This window comes from Granulosicoccus sp. 3-233, assembly GCF_052681095.1.
Genome location: NZ_JBQYLE010000007.1, coordinates 108,431 through 123,375, shown reverse-complemented (window position 1 = coordinate 123,375; position 14,945 = coordinate 108,431). Strand labels below are relative to the sequence as shown.

The following is a 14,945-nucleotide window of genomic DNA, read 5'->3' as shown; positions in this document are numbered from 1 at the left end:
GCCCTGACGATGCAAACAAACAGAACCAACCCGGTGCCGCTGGCCATCAACTGGAACAGACTGGACGATGACAAGGATCTGGAAATCTGGAACCGTCTGACGTCCAACTTCTGGCTGCCGGAGAAAGTGCCGTTATCCAATGATATCCAGAGCTGGACCCGGCTGACTGCCGAGGAGAGGCAGCTGACCATTCGCGTATTCACCGGGCTGACACTGCTGGATACCATTCAGAACACGGTGGGTGCACCAGCCCTGATGCCCGATGCCCTGACGCCTCATGAAGAGGCAGTACTGAGCAATATCGCGTTCATGGAGGCCGTTCATGCGCGCAGCTATTCCTCGGTATTCTCGACCCTGTGTCAGAGCGCAGAGGTTGATGAGGCCTTTCGCTGGTCTGCCGAGAACGAGCATTTGCAGGCCAAGTCGCGCCTGATACTGTCGGAGTACGATGTGGCGGCCAGCCCGCTGCGTCGCAAGATAGCCAGCGTTTTTCTGGAGAGCTTTCTGTTCTACTCCGGCTTCTACCTGCCGATGCACTGGTCGAGCCGGGCCAGATTGACCAACACGGCCGATCTGATTCGCCTGATCATCCGGGATGAAGCGGTACACGGTTATTACATCGGCTACAAGTTTCAGCGCGGACTGGAACTGCTGGATGACAGCGAGCGGGAGCAGCTCAAGGACTTTGCCTTCTCGCTGCTCTTCGATCTGTACGAGATCGAGGTCCGTTATACCGAAAGCCTTTATGACCCTCTGGGCCTGTCGGAGGATGTCAAACACTTCCTGCATTACAACGCCAACAAGGCGCTGCAGAACCTGGGGTACGAGGCCTTGTTTCCGGATGATGTCTGTGCGGTGAGTCCGGCCATCATGGCGTCTCTGTCACCCAATGCCGATGAAAACCACGACTTCTTTTCCGGTTCGGGATCTTCCTACGTCATCGGCAAGGCGGTAGCCACGGAAGACGAAGACTGGGCCTTTTGAGCCTGGCGTCGATGAGACATGAACCCACGACCAGAAATCGTCTTCGGCCGGGCGGCGCGCCGCTCGCGCCATACCGGCGCCTACAGCCGCGTACTCGCTTTTTTCGGGGCGGCGTTCACTGGTTCATGGGTTCAGTGTCGCCACCAGAGTGGCCGCTCGATTACCGGCTTCCACGGCGCCTTCCAGATAACCATTGGAATGGTCTGTCAGGCCAGCGGTTTCCGTGCCTGCCCAGAGTACCCGTTTGTTCCACTCACTGCTCAGGGTGGGGCGCGCATGGCCGTGTGGGATCTGCATGCTGCGATCAAGAGCCGTCGCCGTGAGTCCATCGAAGGCCCAGTCCTGCAGATGTACAGCCACCGGGGTGCTGGCGGCTTCGCCGAACATCCGGACCAGCTGCTCGATAGCGGCCTGCTTCAGAGCGTCGTCTTGCCCCTGCCGTTGTGCAGGTGGTACCGCAACAAAGCCGAACAGGGCATGGGTATCACCGTGACGTGGGGACGCGTCATGAACTTCTCCCAGAGGTCCGAGCTGACTGAAGCCGTCCCCCGACAGGCCGTCGGCCAGCCAGAAGGCTGCATCGTATTCCGCGATGATCTTGCATTGGGCAGCCATCCAGGTGGGTATCCGTTCCAGCACTTGCCCGTCCTTGCTGGGAAGGCCGGGCTGGAAGTGGATGGTATTTGCGGCGACACGAGGCGGCAGCGCCAGAATGACGAGTCTGCCAGACAGCTGGATATCTTCCCCCGCCTGTTCGACACGCAGAGTAATACCATCCCGCGTCTGTTCGATGTGCCTGACCTGCGAGGATGTCTTAATGCGCTCGGCGGGCAATGTGTCAGCGAGTGCCGTGATGAGTCTCTGCATGCCGCCTTCCAGGCGATTTGATCCGGCCATGGAAGCGCCGCCATGACTCTTCTGCAAGGTGCCGTCGGCGTACTCCATGACAGACAAGCCATCGCTGGCTTGTGGGTAGATGCCGTCTTGCAGGCCGAGTTCGCTGATCAGTTCGGCAATCTGGCGCTGGCCTGGCCAGAACCACGATGGCCCCAGATCGATGTGACTGTCGTCAGTGGTCAGTATGCGTCCACCCAGACGATCCCTGGCTTCCAGCAGCCGATACGATATGCCCAGCTGTTGTAGCCGAAAGGCGGCACACAGTCCACTCAGGCCCCCGCCGACGATGATGGCGGGCGCGTCTGTCCGGGTTTGCATTCGGGATGGTCGCTGTCAGTCAATATTGAGGGTTTGGGGGATGATAGCGCAGCGACTTGCGAAATGGGTCGCCGCCTGACGGGCGGCGACTGACCGACATCTTTCAGGTGTCAGCGTGACCTCAGGGCTCGATCTGGCCTCGAACCTCACCACCCGGATTGGTCGGTGTGTGCACGTTGAAGTACATTCCGCCGTTGAGGAACGTGTCAATCTGATCTGCCGTGACAGGCTCTCCGACGATGCTGAACAGACCGGCGTCCTCGGCATCCTGGTTCAGAGTGATGATGACATCTCCGTTCACACCCGCAGCGCCTTCATGGATGTGCCCGGCGTTGGCGGTAGGAGCATCCGAGACAGTGACAAAGGCCGTCGCCGTGCTCTGGTTCTCGTCGAGGGTCACTACGCCAGTGCCTGCCGCTGTGGTGGCCACTGGCGGTACTTCCTGTTCCCCGTTCAGCATCGCGTTGAGCAGGCTGACACCAGAAGGCAATACCTGGGCGCGCAATTCACCACTGGGTACTTCTGCACTGTGCACATTGATATAGGTGCCACCAGCCTGCAGGCTATTCAGCTCTTCTGTGCTCAGTACCGTGTCTTCACCACTGCTGAAATTGCCCACCTCTGCGGCGTCCTGCTCAAGCGCATACAGGACATCGCCGTTGCTTCCAGCGAAACCGCTGTGGATATGAGCGGCTTCGGGGGTCGTCAGGCCGCTGGTAATGACATTGATGATGATGGAGCCAATATCGTCATCAACGGTAATGTACGCTGTGCCGGAGCCATTGGACTCGACGGGCGGGACTTCATTGCTGCCTGAAAGAGCCATCTGCAGAACCGAAATGCCAGAGGGAGCCAGTTGGTCACGGATCTCTCCGGCCGGGAATTCGTCAGAGTGAACGTTCAGGTAGTAGTTGCCCGCCAGCATGGACGTCTGCTGATCCGCCGTCAGCAATGTCGAGTCCGGTACCGAGATGGCATCGCCGTCGACATCGAGTGTGATGATCACATCGCCATTGCTGCCGGCGAAGCCCTCATGAATATGCGCGGCGCTGATGTCGATGCCCGTGGCCATCACGCTGCCCGTGAGAAGACCGGTTTCATCCTGCAACATGAATTCACCCTCTGCAGTCGCATCAGAGCCGGTCGGTGGGATTTCCTGAGTACCGTCAGCGCTGATGGAGAAGGTTGTGCTGTCGAGAAGCACACCATCGGAGTCATCATCACTGCTGCACGCGGCCACAGTGAGCAGCAGCGAGGAGGATAACCATATCTTCCACAGAGGCGCAGTCTGGCGTATGGTCGGTAAGCTTTTCATCAAATAGTCTCTGGCGCCTGCAGAAGGTCGCGGTTGGTGTGGGACCTGTGAAGGTAGCGGTGATTCCATGCCTCAATTTCGATTTTGTAGTATTTACTCGACCACTTGATTTCCGCTGACTCATCACCGATGAGGCTGTGAATGCGTCTTGCGTGGGTGCACGGAACCCGATGCAGGTCAAGATTGTTTTCCGGGTGGTTATCCGCTTCCATGGTGATGCAGGAAACCATGCGGCATCGCTCGATGAATCAGGAAATCTGATGTCCTGCCGCCTCTTCGTCAGTTGTCAGGCTTGCATCAGCACGCCGGATGAGTGAAATTCCTCGAGTAAGCTGTCCACGACGCCTCGGTGGAATGCATCGACATGTTCGTCGGGCTGTTGAGAGGAGACACGATGGTATAACGGGTCCTCAGCGCGAATGTCGCTGCCGGACATCTCCTCCAGCATGGCATGGCCGCAGAAGGGAACATACACTTCCGAATATCCTCCTTCGTGCGCGGCGACCAGCCGGCCGTCAGTGATGGCCATGAGCTGACGGGTCATGAGTTGATACGTCTCGGCTGAACACATCATGCGCGCCAATGGGTCGAACCCAGCAGCGTCGAAACCGCAGGCGATGATGACGACGTCGGCATCGTACTGCAGCAGTTTCGGTACCACGAGCCGCTCCATCACATCCAGGTACGCCTTGTGTCCACACCCGGGAGGCAGGGGAATGTTCATGTTGAAGCCCTGACCCGCACCCTTGCCTGTCGTGTCGGCCTTGCCCGTGTCGTGGGGATAGCAACGATCCTGATGAATGGATATGCTCAGCACATCGTCGCGTTCCAGGAAAATGGCTTCGGTACCATTGCCATGATGTACGTCCCAGTCGACCACAGCGAATCGCTTGCCAAGCCCCTTTGATCTGGCCCGTTCAATGGCAATGGCGATATTGGCCAGCAGGCAGAACCCGTTCGGATAATCCGGCAGGCAGTGATGGCCCGGTGGACGAGACAGGGCGTACGCATTGCGAGCCTCTTCACGCAGTACGCTTTCAAGCGCCTGACAGACCAGTCCGGCTGACAGGCTGGCTATCTCGAAGGCACCGGGACCAAAGGGTGTCCGCAGTCCCAGCTCACCGCCACCGTTGTCCGACATCTGCTTGAATGCATCAAGGTAGCTGGCGGGATGCACCCGCAACAGATCTTCCATGGAGGCTGACGCTGCACTCATCATCGCCAGCTCACCGGAGAGGCCAGTGACATCCATCAGATTCTTCAGACGGCGCTTGGTCTCGGGAGCCTCCGGCAGACCACCTGCAACCATGGGTTGTACCAGGCCGCCTACCGGTGCCAGCAGGGCGTAGTTGCCGCCAGAATGCCAGAAACACTTCTCATCCCAGACAAACGCCGTCTTGTCACCCATTATCGTGCCATCTCGCTCAGCAGTTGGTGCTCGATACTCTAGCCAGAAGCCTTGCTGCTGTCGAGTTTGCAAATCGACCCGCTAGCCGTTGCGATTCAGTCCATACGCCTTGATCTTGCGATACAAGGTCGGACGCGATATGCCAAGCGTGGCAGCGGCCTTCGACAGATTGCCCTTTTCCTTGTCTATCGTGCGCTGAATGGCGATGGCCTCGATTTCGTCCAGATCCATCGTTCTGTTCAACGACATGGACGGCTCGGCATTGGGCAGAAAACCAGCCGATACCGAATGGGTGATCTCTGCGGGCAGGTCGGAAGCGGACACCGTGCTCTTCTGATTCAGCAGGCACAGTCTTTCGATGATATTGCGAAGCTCGCGTACATTGCCGGGCCAGTGATATTGATGAAGCGCTTGAATGCTGCCAGCGTCGAACGTCAATACTTCACGCGCGAACTTTCTGGAGAATTTGCGGTTGAAGTAATCGACCAGCTGATCCAGGTCCTGGCCGCGTTCACGCAGCGGTGGAATGTTGATGTTGATGGTTCCGATACGATAGAAAAGGTCCTGCCGGAATCGGCCATTGACGATATCTTCGCGGATATTGCGACTGGTCATCGCGATATGCTGCACGTCAACCGGGCGTCGTATATCACAGCCGACACGGTAGATTGCCCGCTGTTCCAGGGTTCGCAGCAGATAGGTCTGCAGTTCGAGTGGCATATCGCCCACTTCATCGAGACAGAGCACACCACCGTTGGCCTTCTCGAATTTGCCCAGTTTGTCCTCTCGCGAAGAACCGGCGAGTGAATCCGCGGCATGACCGAACAACTCGCTTCTGATCGAATCCGACGACAAGGTTGCGCAATTGACGACCACGTAGGGAATGGTCTGTTCGGAAAGGTGACTGTGTATCAGGCGAGCAAACATCTCCTTGCCGACACCCGTCTCGCCCTGAATGAGTACCGGCACTTTCATTTCGGCAGCACGGTAGGCGAACTCGACAGCCTCCTGCATGGCAGGACACTCGCCGACGATTCTGACATCGTCTTCGGGAATACCCGCACGTGGCTTGATGGCGATTCCGGCCGAGCTGACACGCAGTGACTGTGATGCTGGCTGGTTGTGAAATATCAGAGCGACTCCCTGGGTCTCTCCGCCCGCCTTGATCAGGTCGATATCCTTGGTTGGCAGGGTCGGCGGCAAGGCGGCCTCCAGTTCACGCACCGACATGTCGGGATAGAGGTCCAGCAGCTGTGTGCCGGTATCGAATCGGCCAAAGCCGTCCAGTTCCAGCTGTTCGGTGTTGCGGCTGAAGACAACCTTGCCGGCGCTGTTGAGCAGAACGATGACGCTGTTGCTGTCATGGCGTCTCGGGTTGCCGATGAACTCTTCCAGCAGGGTGGTATGTTCTTCGCGTTGTCGCTGCGCCAGATACAGTTCGATTTCTCTGGCGGTGGACACCACCAGAGCCACATTGTGGGGTTGATGAATGCTGGAAGGACCTGACAGGTCAATGACGCCAATGACGGATCGGTCCAGCGCATCGATGATGGGGACGCCGACGCAGGTCCAGGATTTTATCCCCTGGCAGAAGTGCTCCGACGCATGTACGTATGTGGGTTTGCCAGTGCGCAGGGCGGTGCCGATACCATTGGTTCCGATGACCTGTTCATCCCAGACGCCACCGACCTCCAGATGAATTTCCCGTCCCAGGTCCAGAGTGTGTGAATCGCCGATGACATCGATCACCGTGCCATCCCTGTCAGTCAGTATCAGAATGGCGCCGGTGCCAGACAGGTGGGGTGCCAGTCGTTCGAAGGCCGCACGTGCTGCTTCGCACAGGTGCCGGTTCTGCCTTCTCAGTCGATGAACATTGTTCTCATCGACTGTCCGGGGCGTGGCCTCTGCCAGTGCGCTGACACCGGAACTTGAGCATCGGGTCCAGCTTGCCAGAATCTCGGTGCGGACCGTTTTTTCGAGTTCCGCGCCCACAAGTCCCCCTTCCACGAAACTCTCCCATGCACGCATGGTGTCGTAGTGGCGATACTCAGCTTCCTTGCCGGTTGAAGCAGCCTGTTGCTTCTGAGCGCTGGAATAGCTTGTGCGCATTTTTCTGATGCCTTCGTAAGAAGTTGTCACCGGTAGTGGGCCTGATACTCATTGAAAACACGATATGTGCGGGTTTACAGATCGAGTCTGCTACCGATCACCTGAATGAACTTGTCCTGGATGTCCTCGGATTCGATGACAACACCGTCCAGATCGGCGAGTTTCTGTTCGGTTGCGTCGTCAACGGTTGCAAAGAAACCGTTATCGCGGGTTGCCAGTGCAAAGTATTTCTGCGCACCCTGTACCCGCAGTGCGCCGAGATATTGCAACTGCTTGCCTGAGCGTACATCCATCACGATCACCCGGTTGTTCATGCTGATGCGCACTCTGGGTTCCGCTTCGATTTCCTTGCGCGCTGCGCCGACAATATGCAGGTTCGACTGCAGAGGTTCGGGCGCCTTGTTTGCCTCGGCAAGTGTCTTGCGGGAGCGTGAATAACCACCGCTGCTGATCTGGTCGGCCAGACGGCTGATCGTGGGCCAATTGTTGTTGATGGCTCGTCGGGCTTCGATATCCTCGCGCCGCGGTCCCGATTTTCTGGAGATGATGTCGACCATGAAAGTTGTCCTGTGGTTCAGCCTCCTAAGATGCAGGGGCTGGTCTGAACTTGGGGTGTGGACAAGCAGGACCACCCATCGCAAAGCGCGAAATTCAGGTTATCTCACTTGTTACGCAAAGTAAATAGAGTTGTGCACGATGTGACGAGCTGCAGCAATGCACGAACCTCACTGACGCCTGATCACATCCTCGTCCCGAACAATCGACCGAATCCACGAACCGAGGACATCCCCCGACAATCAGATGCCCGCAGTTCGTGAACAGGGCGGCGTATTGCTCAAGAAGCTGTTCGAGCCATTGCCTCGTTCTGCGGTTCGGTTTGCTGATTCTGCGCGATCCACTGGGCGGCCATCACCAGGGCACCCATTGCGAAATCCTTGCCGTGCGCCTGGATCATGTCTTCCGAAATGCGCGAGATCTCGGTGAAATACTTGTCCTTGCTGATTTCTTCCTCGGATAGTGTGTTGCTCATTGTTCTCTCCTGTGTGGTGGTGAAGTCTGGTCTACTTGAACAGTTTGTCGGGAAAGGTCACGACCGCGGCTTTTCCTGACTGGAATCCGATACTCAGATGCTCACCGGTATCGGACCAGGCCAGCTGGCTGACTGCAGTGCCTGCTTCCTTGTGCACCATCATTTCCTGAGTACTGCCGATGCTGGTAATGGTGACGAGGCCATCGGGATAACCGACGGCCACGAGACTGCGAAGAGGGTGGCTTGCAACCGTATTGATGACCACCATGCCCGGTTTGCCGGTACTCAGCGGTGTACCAGGCTGATCGTCATGAGGCAGATCGTCCGTTGACCACCCGGCTACACGAAAAGCACCAGAGGTGACCAGCGCGCCTGCTGCATCATTGAAAGCGGCGACTCGGACCTCGCCCGGATAGCCGTCTACCTGCTGGACATTGCCGGTATCGACATCGACGATCCAGAAAGCGTGCTTGCTGGCGGTGCACGCCAGATGGCTGTCCGACTTGTCCCAGGTGATCTGCGTCGCTGAGTCGATCCCCGTGATCTGGCGCATGGGAACACTGGAATTGTTCACGTCGATCAGTGCCAGAGTGTCCTCTCCCCAGGCAGCCAGCCAGTTGCCGGTGTTGCTGAAGGCCATGCAGCTGATATGTCGATCAAGGTCGATTTCAGCCAGAACTTCCATGTTGCTGGTCCTGTAGATACTGATAGCTGACGTGCCGGCAATCGCCAGCAGATCGCCAGACAGGCTACTGCATAGCGAGCAGATCGCCCCAACGGTTTGCAGGGCTTGTTCGATGCATTGACCCTGTGCAGTAACCCGGTGAGCTGTGCCATTGATGTCGACAGCCAGAAAACCCTGTTCAGTGAATCGCACGACCGGCAGGGCCGGGTTTGCTTTCACAGGAAGCGTTCTGGCTTCCGGCACCGGATTCTTGCGGGGGCGAATGGTTGTGCGCCCGGTGTCGGCCTCGATGCGGGTTCTGCTTCTGGGGCTCTCCGAGTCCTTGTTGCTGGCCAATGCCAGTCTGCCCGAGTGCAATCGGTAGATGACAGCGGTGCCTGACTGGTTGAATGCGGTCTGAGCGACGTCTTCTCCCAGGGTCCAGGCTCTTGCGAGAAGTTCGAATAGTGACGTTCCAGGGGATCGGTTGCCTGCCATCTCATGCCTCCTTGTTGTTGTTTGATTCGATTTGTCTGTCTATTACCGCAAGTCTGGCTTCGAGAGAGTCGATGGCTGCCTGACTGCTGGCCATGTTGTCGTCTGCCTCTTGCCGGGCGAGCTGTGACCCTGCTGAGCTGTCTCGCTTCAGAAGCAGCACATCGATACCGCTGCTCTTCTGCAACAGGCGCATATGATTGGCGGTCGCCTCGGACAGGCTGCTTACCAGTTCGATTCGCTGCATGAGCAGATTCTTCAAATCATCCGGTCTATCAGACATGGCTTCAATTCCCCGCTGTATTCCGACACCCTTGCGGATTGTCGTTCGATGCAGAATGACCACCGAGTGGGCGATCGGTCTGTCAGCTGCCATTCCACCATGGTGCTGCCAACCCCGTAAATGAGCTATCGCCAGGAAGCACGAAGACTGTTGCTGGCGCTCGTCAGATCATGGTGGGCTGCCTGCCAGTAGAAGCCTGCCGTGAGACGGCTTCGTTCATGTCGGAACGTTCTGGGCACGATGCATGACGTGCTGTTTTTCCGGAGCCTGGCGGACAAGTCCTGTGATGGCTTTTGCCAGAGACTATACGAATCCGAATCGTTCGTGAAGTGGCAAATGCAGATTTTCCGAAATCCGGATGCTCTGCCAGCAATGCAACCATGTCATGAACGGACCTGTGGGTGGGTAGCGGCGACATGCATGTCGCAATGAAAGGGACAGGCTTGTGAAAAGGAGTGTCTGGCAGGCGAGGAAATGCTGCCAGAAGGCATTCGAGTCGTGAAAATACGCGGGTTTCGTGGTTTTGTTCATACATTGACATTCTGTAATGTTTTTCCGTGTTCGATGCTGAAGCGTTTATAATGCATCTATGGCACCTGAAATGTGTTACACGGTGAATCGCTCCATCTGAAAACTGTTTCAGAAAGAATCACGCTGTAACGTTTCGTTACACATGCTGCTACACACGTCTTACAGCGTACGGAAATGGCTCCGTCAGGCCGGCTGATCTGCCCCGGGAATGCTCGTTGCGCAATGACTGTTTCCCCAATATTGTGAGTGTCGTGAACTGAGCGACAAGATCATCGCCCCCTGCTTATGTCGATGAACAGCGCGTACTTCAGGTCGCATGACACGGCAGCAAACGCTGCTTCCATCAACCCTGCTTTAACGGACTCAGCAGAAGGAGAGAGATGCCTTATGGCGATCACGCTAAACAAGATTACGTCCCAACGGGGTATATCCGTTGGCGAGGCGACCAGGAAAATTGCAGATCTGGGTTGGAATCCGACCTACGTCCAGGAAGCCAGTACCTACCCGACCGATTACAAGATCACGAAGGCACCGCGTGATCCGATGAAGCAGGTCCTCCGTTCCTATTTCCCGATGGAAGAGGAGAAGGACAACCGGGTCTATGGTGCCCTGGATGCAGCGCTGCGAGGCGACATGTTCCGCAACGTGGAGCCACGCTGGATCGAGTGGATGAAGTTGTTTCTGGCGATCATCCCCTTTCCGGAAATCTCGGCTGCCCGCTCCATGGCAATGGTGGCACGTCTGGCCCCCGGAGAAGAGTTGCGTACCGGTTTCACCATGCAGATGGTGGATGAGTTTCGCCACTCCACCATTCAGATGAATCTGAAGAAGTGGTACATGGAGAACTACATTGACCCGGCCGGATTCGATATCACCGAAGAGGCGTTCGGCAAGTGCTACGCCACAACCATCGGTCGGCAGTTCGGAGAAGGCTTCATCACGGGTGACACCATGACGGCAGCCTGCATGTATCTGACCGTGGTGGCAGAAACCGCGTTTACCAATACCTTGTTTGTGGCCATGCCATCGGAAGCTGCGCGTAATGGTGACTATGCACTGCCGACGGTATTCCTGTCGGTACAGTCAGACGAGAGTCGCCATATCGGCAACGGTCACTCACTGCTGATGGCTGCATTGAAAGAGCCCGACAACCACCTGCTGCTCGAGCGTGATCTACGTTATGCCTTCTGGCAGAACCACGCCATTGTCGATGCAGCGGTGGGTACCTTCATCGAGTACGGCACGACCAATCGTGACAAGAACAAGGAATCCTATGCCGAGATGTGGCATCGATGGATATTCGAAGACTACTACCGCACGTACATGCTGCCACTCGAGAAATACGGGGTGAAGGTACACCACGATGATGTCCAGGAAGCCTGGAAGCGAATTGTCGAGAAGCGCTATGTGCACAAGGTGGCACAGTTCTTCTCGGTGGGTTGGCCGGTGAATTTCTGGAGAATCGAAGCCCAGACCGACAAGGACTTCGAATGGTTCGAGCACAAGTACCCGGGTTGGTATGCGGAGTTCGGAGAGTACTGGAAGTGGTACGAGAAACTGAGTGTGCCTGGCGAGAAGATTCTGATCTTCAATGAGGAGGTCGGCTATGAGTATCCGCACCGTTGCTGGTCATGTCTGGTGCCCTGTCTGATTCGGGAAGACATGGTGGTTGATACGATTGACGGTGAATTGCATACCTTCGCTCACGAACTGGATCGCTGGACAGCCGTAGAGGCATTCGCTGACGAGTACCAGGGCCGGCCGACGCCTGCCATGGGCAAGTTCTCCGGCAAGCGAGAATGGGAAACACTCTACGACGGCTGGGATCTGGCAGACACCATCAAGGATCTCAACTTCGTTCGTGAAGATGGCAAGACGCTGGTTCCGCAGCCGCATCTGCGCTTTGATGACAAGGACATGTGGACTCTGGATCACGTCAGAGGTCATACGATGGCGTCACCGCTGAAGGCGCTGCGAGCCATGAGCGAGGAGGATCGTGCTGCTCATATCGAGAATTATCGCGCCGGGTTCACGATCAACCCCTGTCACTGACACGGCGTTGCCTGCAGGCAATGAGCAGAGGTGTTCGTGACCTCTGTTCATTGCGCAGCCCCATCGCTGTCGACAGCCACCGCAGAGTCCTTGTTTTCAGGAGTTTCTACACATGAGTGAAGTCTATAACGTCAGGTTGGAGCCAGTCGGCCTGGAGTTCGAGGTTAAGGAAGATGAAACGATACTCGATGCCGCCTTTCGTCAGGGCATAGCCCTGCCTCACGGCTGCAAGGAAGGGCAATGCTCTGCCTGCAAATGCATACAGCTGGACGGCGAGACGGAGCTTCTCAAGTACTCCACCTTCGCACTGAATGATTTCGAGCGAGAGAGTGGCCACATCCTGATGTGTTGTGCCAAGGCCTACAGCGATGTTGAAATCGAACTGCTCAACTTCGATGAAGAGGCCTTGTCGAAGTCGATCCCGGTCAAGCAGTACGAAGGCCGGATTGTCGATTTCAGATCACTGTCGCATGATATTCGAGGTGTCGAGATAGAGATCGACGCACCGATGAAATTCTGGGCCGGACAGTACGTCGACATTACCGTCTCGACCGCCGACGGAGACACGATCACGCGCTCCTTCTCGATGGCCAATTCTCCCAGTGAGGGACAGAAGCTGTCATTCATCATCAAGAAGTATCCGGACGGGCGCTTCTCCAATGAGCTGGATGAAGGCGGTATCAGTGTCGGTGCCTCGGTCAGCATATCCGGACCATTCGGCATGTGCTTCAGGCGAGAGGAGCGTGAGGGGCCGGTGATTCTGGTTGGTGCCGGGTCCGGGATGTCACCGGTCTGGTCCATTCTCAACGACCAGCTCGGTAGCGGTGAAGAGCGCAGGATTCTGTTCTTCTATGGAGCTCGTACCGAAGATGATCTCATCATGCTCGACGAGATCAAGCGTATTACCGATGAATACCCACTGGTTGAATTCATTCCGGTACTCAGTCACGCGGATGAAGGTTCGGCCTGGGACGGTGAACGCGGCTTTGTTCATGAGTGCGTGGCCCGCCGCCTGGAAGAGCTGAATGTGCAGGGAGAAGGGGATGTCTATGCCTGCGGACCACCACCCATGATCGAAGCGCTGACACCAGTGCTGTTCATGAACGATTTCGAAACCGATCGAATCTTCTTTGACAAGTTCACACCGACATCGGGTTCCTCGTCGGTTCACTAGAAAACACGTGTTTGTTCCTGACCTGGGTCATCTGGCAGGACGCCGGATCCTCGGCAGCGCAAGACCGCCCCTGCTGTGGAATTGCGTTCGTGGAGAGCCTGCTGATGAAGCGTCGATCTGCATACGGCTCAGGTTGGTCACCTTAAACAATACCCAGTGGAGAAAATCATGGTAGCTACATCCAGTTCAGTCGGTTCGGGAGCCGCCGGTGCCGCGAAGTTTGTCGGTTCGGGCAGCCGCAAATACAACTACTTCGAACCAAGGGGAAAGCGCGCGACACACTACGAAGATGTGACGGTGGATGTTCAACCTGACCCGGACCGCTATCTGATCCAGAACTGGATCATCGAGTTCGAAGGCGGAAAGGGTGGTGGTGCCTACCGCAAGGAGGATACGGCAGCCAGAAGTTCCAACTGGCATGAATATCGCGCTCCCGATCAGGAATGGGAACGAACCCATTACCAGCGTCAGGCGAAGATCGAGACGATGGTGCAGGGAGTGGTCAGCAATGCCCGAAAGGCCGGTGCCCACAAGGCCTTTGACAGGAGCTGGAACAAGATTCTGCAAGTGCATATGGGGGCCTGGAAACATGCCGAGTTCGGGCTGGGTACTTCTCTGATGCAGGCGCAGCGTTACGGCTACACGCAGATGATCAACAATGCCACTCTGACCAATTCATCGTACAAATTGCGCCTGTCGCAGGACATCACCCTGTACCTGGCGGAAATCGGCATGGATATCGAAGGCTGGGATGATGAACTGGGCAAGAAGAGTTGGCTTGAAGATCCTATCTGGCAGGGCACTCGAGAGGCCGTCGAATCCATCATGGGGGCGGAGGACTACCTGGAGCAGTACTTTGCCATCAACATCATCTTCGAACCACTGGTGGGGGAGCTGTTCAGATCCGGCTTCCTGATGCAGGCCGCTGCGGCAAACAATGATTTTCTGACACCGGCAGTCATCTCGGCCGCCGAGGCGGATTACGAGCGCAATCTGGCCAATACCATCGATCTCATGTTCGTACTGATCAACGATGAAAAGCATGCCGAGCACAACAAGGCAGTCTTTCAATCCTGGGTCGACAAGCATTCTGCGCTGGCAGAGAAGGCTGCGGACAATCTGCAACCGATCTGGTCTCAGGCACATTCCAAACCTGTTTCATTCCAGGACGTCAAGGCCATCTCGCATGAACGCCTCGATCAGATTCTGAACGAACTCGGCCTCAGCCGCTAAATCCACGGAGTATTCCCATGTCAGAGACAGCGCGTAATTCGACAAACCAGAATGTCTTCAAGTCGATGAAGGACATCAAGTTTGATCAGACGATTTCGCATCAATGCGGTGTGACCATGAATGACTCGGTGGAGGCTCGTGCCATTGCCGAATTCATGGATGAAGATCCGAATGTCACCATCACCCATAACCCGGCGACGATTCGTGTTGATGGAGAGGGCAAGCTGGTGTTCAAGATGGATGAGATCAGCGAATTCCTCGGTCGGGAGATGACCGCAGAAACCTTCGAAGTCAACACCTCCACGCATTATGGGCGCATGGTGAGAGTGGATGAGAACACCATCATTCTCTACGGCAACATGGAGGACATGTTCGAGTACATCGAATGACTCTCAGTGCTGCACCGAGTCGAGGACACAACCCACAGGGTTGAAGACAGGAGTCGGACCTTT

At 56.4% G+C, this 14,945-nt stretch carries 13 protein-coding genes; 5 read left to right on the top strand and 8 right to left on the bottom strand.

The window, feature by feature from the left end; translation table 11 throughout:
- Nucleotides 1-9 precede the first annotated feature (9 nt).
- Nucleotides 10-984 carry a class 1b ribonucleoside-diphosphate reductase subunit beta gene (gene nrdF, locus ACUNV4_RS18490; RefSeq protein WP_430880079.1) on the top strand — a complete coding sequence of 325 codons (975 nt, stop codon included), beginning with the start codon at nt 10-12 and terminating at the stop codon, nt 982-984.
- Between the two features lie 123 nt (nt 985-1,107).
- Here the strand turns inward: nrdF and ACUNV4_RS18485 are convergent, their stop codons facing one another.
- From ACUNV4_RS18485 to ACUNV4_RS18450, 8 genes are all read right to left on the bottom strand, one after another.
- Complete coding sequence (locus ACUNV4_RS18485; protein WP_430880078.1) at nt 1,108-2,199, bottom strand: flavin monoamine oxidase family protein; 1,092 nt, start codon at nt 2,197-2,199, stop codon at nt 1,108-1,110.
- 121 nt (nt 2,200-2,320) lie between these two features.
- The gene (locus tag ACUNV4_RS18480; protein ID WP_430880077.1) at nt 2,321-3,514 is read right to left on the bottom strand and encodes a CHRD domain-containing protein; all 1,194 of its coding nucleotides are present in this window, start codon (nt 3,512-3,514) and stop codon (nt 2,321-2,323) included.
- A gap of 286 nt (nt 3,515-3,800) precedes the next feature.
- A complete protein-coding gene (locus ACUNV4_RS18475) occupies nt 3,801-4,922 on the bottom strand; it encodes a class II histone deacetylase (protein ID WP_430880076.1) in 1,122 nt (373 codons plus the stop codon).
- An 81-nt stretch (nt 4,923-5,003) separates the two neighbouring features.
- Complete coding sequence (locus ACUNV4_RS18470) at nt 5,004-7,031, bottom strand: sigma-54-dependent Fis family transcriptional regulator (RefSeq protein WP_430880075.1); 2,028 nt, start codon at nt 7,029-7,031, stop codon at nt 5,004-5,006.
- 74 nt (nt 7,032-7,105) lie between these two features.
- Nucleotides 7,106-7,588, bottom strand: coding sequence for a hypothetical protein (locus ACUNV4_RS18465; protein WP_430880074.1), 483 nt, complete (start codon nt 7,586-7,588; stop codon nt 7,106-7,108).
- A 278-nt stretch (nt 7,589-7,866) separates the two neighbouring features.
- Nucleotides 7,867-8,061: a hypothetical protein gene (locus tag ACUNV4_RS18460; protein WP_430880073.1), complete on the bottom strand. Its 195-nt coding sequence runs from the start codon at nt 8,059-8,061 to the stop codon at nt 7,867-7,869.
- 31 nt (nt 8,062-8,092) lie between these two features.
- Entirely contained in the window at nt 8,093-9,223 is a 1,131-nt protein-coding gene (locus tag ACUNV4_RS18455) for a WD40 repeat domain-containing protein (RefSeq protein WP_430880072.1), read from the bottom strand.
- A gap of 1 nt (nt 9,224) precedes the next feature.
- Nucleotides 9,225-9,503 (bottom strand): hypothetical protein, encoded by a 279-nt coding sequence (locus ACUNV4_RS18450; protein WP_430880071.1) that lies wholly within the window; start codon nt 9,501-9,503, stop codon nt 9,225-9,227.
- Nucleotides 9,504-10,421: 918 nt separating this feature from the next.
- Here ACUNV4_RS18450 and ACUNV4_RS18445 point away from each other — a divergent pair.
- From ACUNV4_RS18445 to ACUNV4_RS18430, 4 genes are all read left to right on the top strand, one after another.
- Nucleotides 10,422-12,086: an aromatic/alkene/methane monooxygenase hydroxylase/oxygenase subunit alpha gene (locus ACUNV4_RS18445; RefSeq protein ID WP_430880070.1), complete on the top strand. Its 1,665-nt coding sequence runs from the start codon at nt 10,422-10,424 to the stop codon at nt 12,084-12,086.
- 112 nt (nt 12,087-12,198) lie between these two features.
- Nucleotides 12,199-13,260, top strand: coding sequence for an NADH:ubiquinone reductase (Na(+)-transporting) subunit F (locus ACUNV4_RS18440; protein WP_430880069.1), 1,062 nt, complete (start codon nt 12,199-12,201; stop codon nt 13,258-13,260).
- A gap of 168 nt (nt 13,261-13,428) precedes the next feature.
- Nucleotides 13,429-14,493 (top strand): aromatic/alkene monooxygenase hydroxylase subunit beta, encoded by a 1,065-nt coding sequence (locus tag ACUNV4_RS18435; RefSeq protein ID WP_430880068.1) that lies wholly within the window; start codon nt 13,429-13,431, stop codon nt 14,491-14,493.
- A 17-nt stretch (nt 14,494-14,510) separates the two neighbouring features.
- Nucleotides 14,511-14,882 carry an MmoB/DmpM family protein gene (locus tag ACUNV4_RS18430; protein ID WP_430880067.1) on the top strand — a complete coding sequence of 124 codons (372 nt, stop codon included), beginning with the start codon at nt 14,511-14,513 and terminating at the stop codon, nt 14,880-14,882.
- Nucleotides 14,883-14,945 lie beyond the last annotated feature (63 nt).

Excerpts from the sequence above, each read along its gene's own strand:
- ACUNV4_RS18450 (WP_430880071.1), bottom strand. The coding sequence starts at position 9,503 with ATGTCTGATAGACCGGATGATTTGAAGAATCTGCTCATGCAGCGAATC.
- ACUNV4_RS18440 (WP_430880069.1), top strand. The coding sequence starts at position 12,199 with ATGAGTGAAGTCTATAACGTCAGGTTGGAGCCAGTCGGCCTGGAGTTC.
- ACUNV4_RS18435 (WP_430880068.1), top strand. The coding sequence starts at position 13,429 with ATGGTAGCTACATCCAGTTCAGTCGGTTCGGGAGCCGCCGGTGCCGCG.
- nrdF (WP_430880079.1), top strand. The coding sequence starts at position 10 with ATGCAAACAAACAGAACCAACCCGGTGCCGCTGGCCATCAACTGGAAC.
- ACUNV4_RS18475 (WP_430880076.1), bottom strand. The coding sequence starts at position 4,922 with ATGGGTGACAAGACGGCGTTTGTCTGGGATGAGAAGTGTTTCTGGCAT.
- ACUNV4_RS18470 (WP_430880075.1), bottom strand. The coding sequence starts at position 7,031 with ATGCGCACAAGCTATTCCAGCGCTCAGAAGCAACAGGCTGCTTCAACC.
- ACUNV4_RS18460 (WP_430880073.1), bottom strand. The coding sequence starts at position 8,061 with ATGAGCAACACACTATCCGAGGAAGAAATCAGCAAGGACAAGTATTTC.
- ACUNV4_RS18465 (WP_430880074.1), bottom strand. The coding sequence starts at position 7,588 with ATGGTCGACATCATCTCCAGAAAATCGGGACCGCGGCGCGAGGATATC.
- ACUNV4_RS18455 (WP_430880072.1), bottom strand. The coding sequence starts at position 9,223 with ATGGCAGGCAACCGATCCCCTGGAACGTCACTATTCGAACTTCTCGCA.
- ACUNV4_RS18445 (WP_430880070.1), top strand. The coding sequence starts at position 10,422 with ATGGCGATCACGCTAAACAAGATTACGTCCCAACGGGGTATATCCGTT.
- ACUNV4_RS18485 (WP_430880078.1), bottom strand. The coding sequence starts at position 2,199 with ATGCAAACCCGGACAGACGCGCCCGCCATCATCGTCGGCGGGGGCCTG.
- ACUNV4_RS18480 (WP_430880077.1), bottom strand. The coding sequence starts at position 3,514 with ATGAAAAGCTTACCGACCATACGCCAGACTGCGCCTCTGTGGAAGATA.
- ACUNV4_RS18430 (WP_430880067.1), top strand. The coding sequence starts at position 14,511 with ATGTCAGAGACAGCGCGTAATTCGACAAACCAGAATGTCTTCAAGTCG.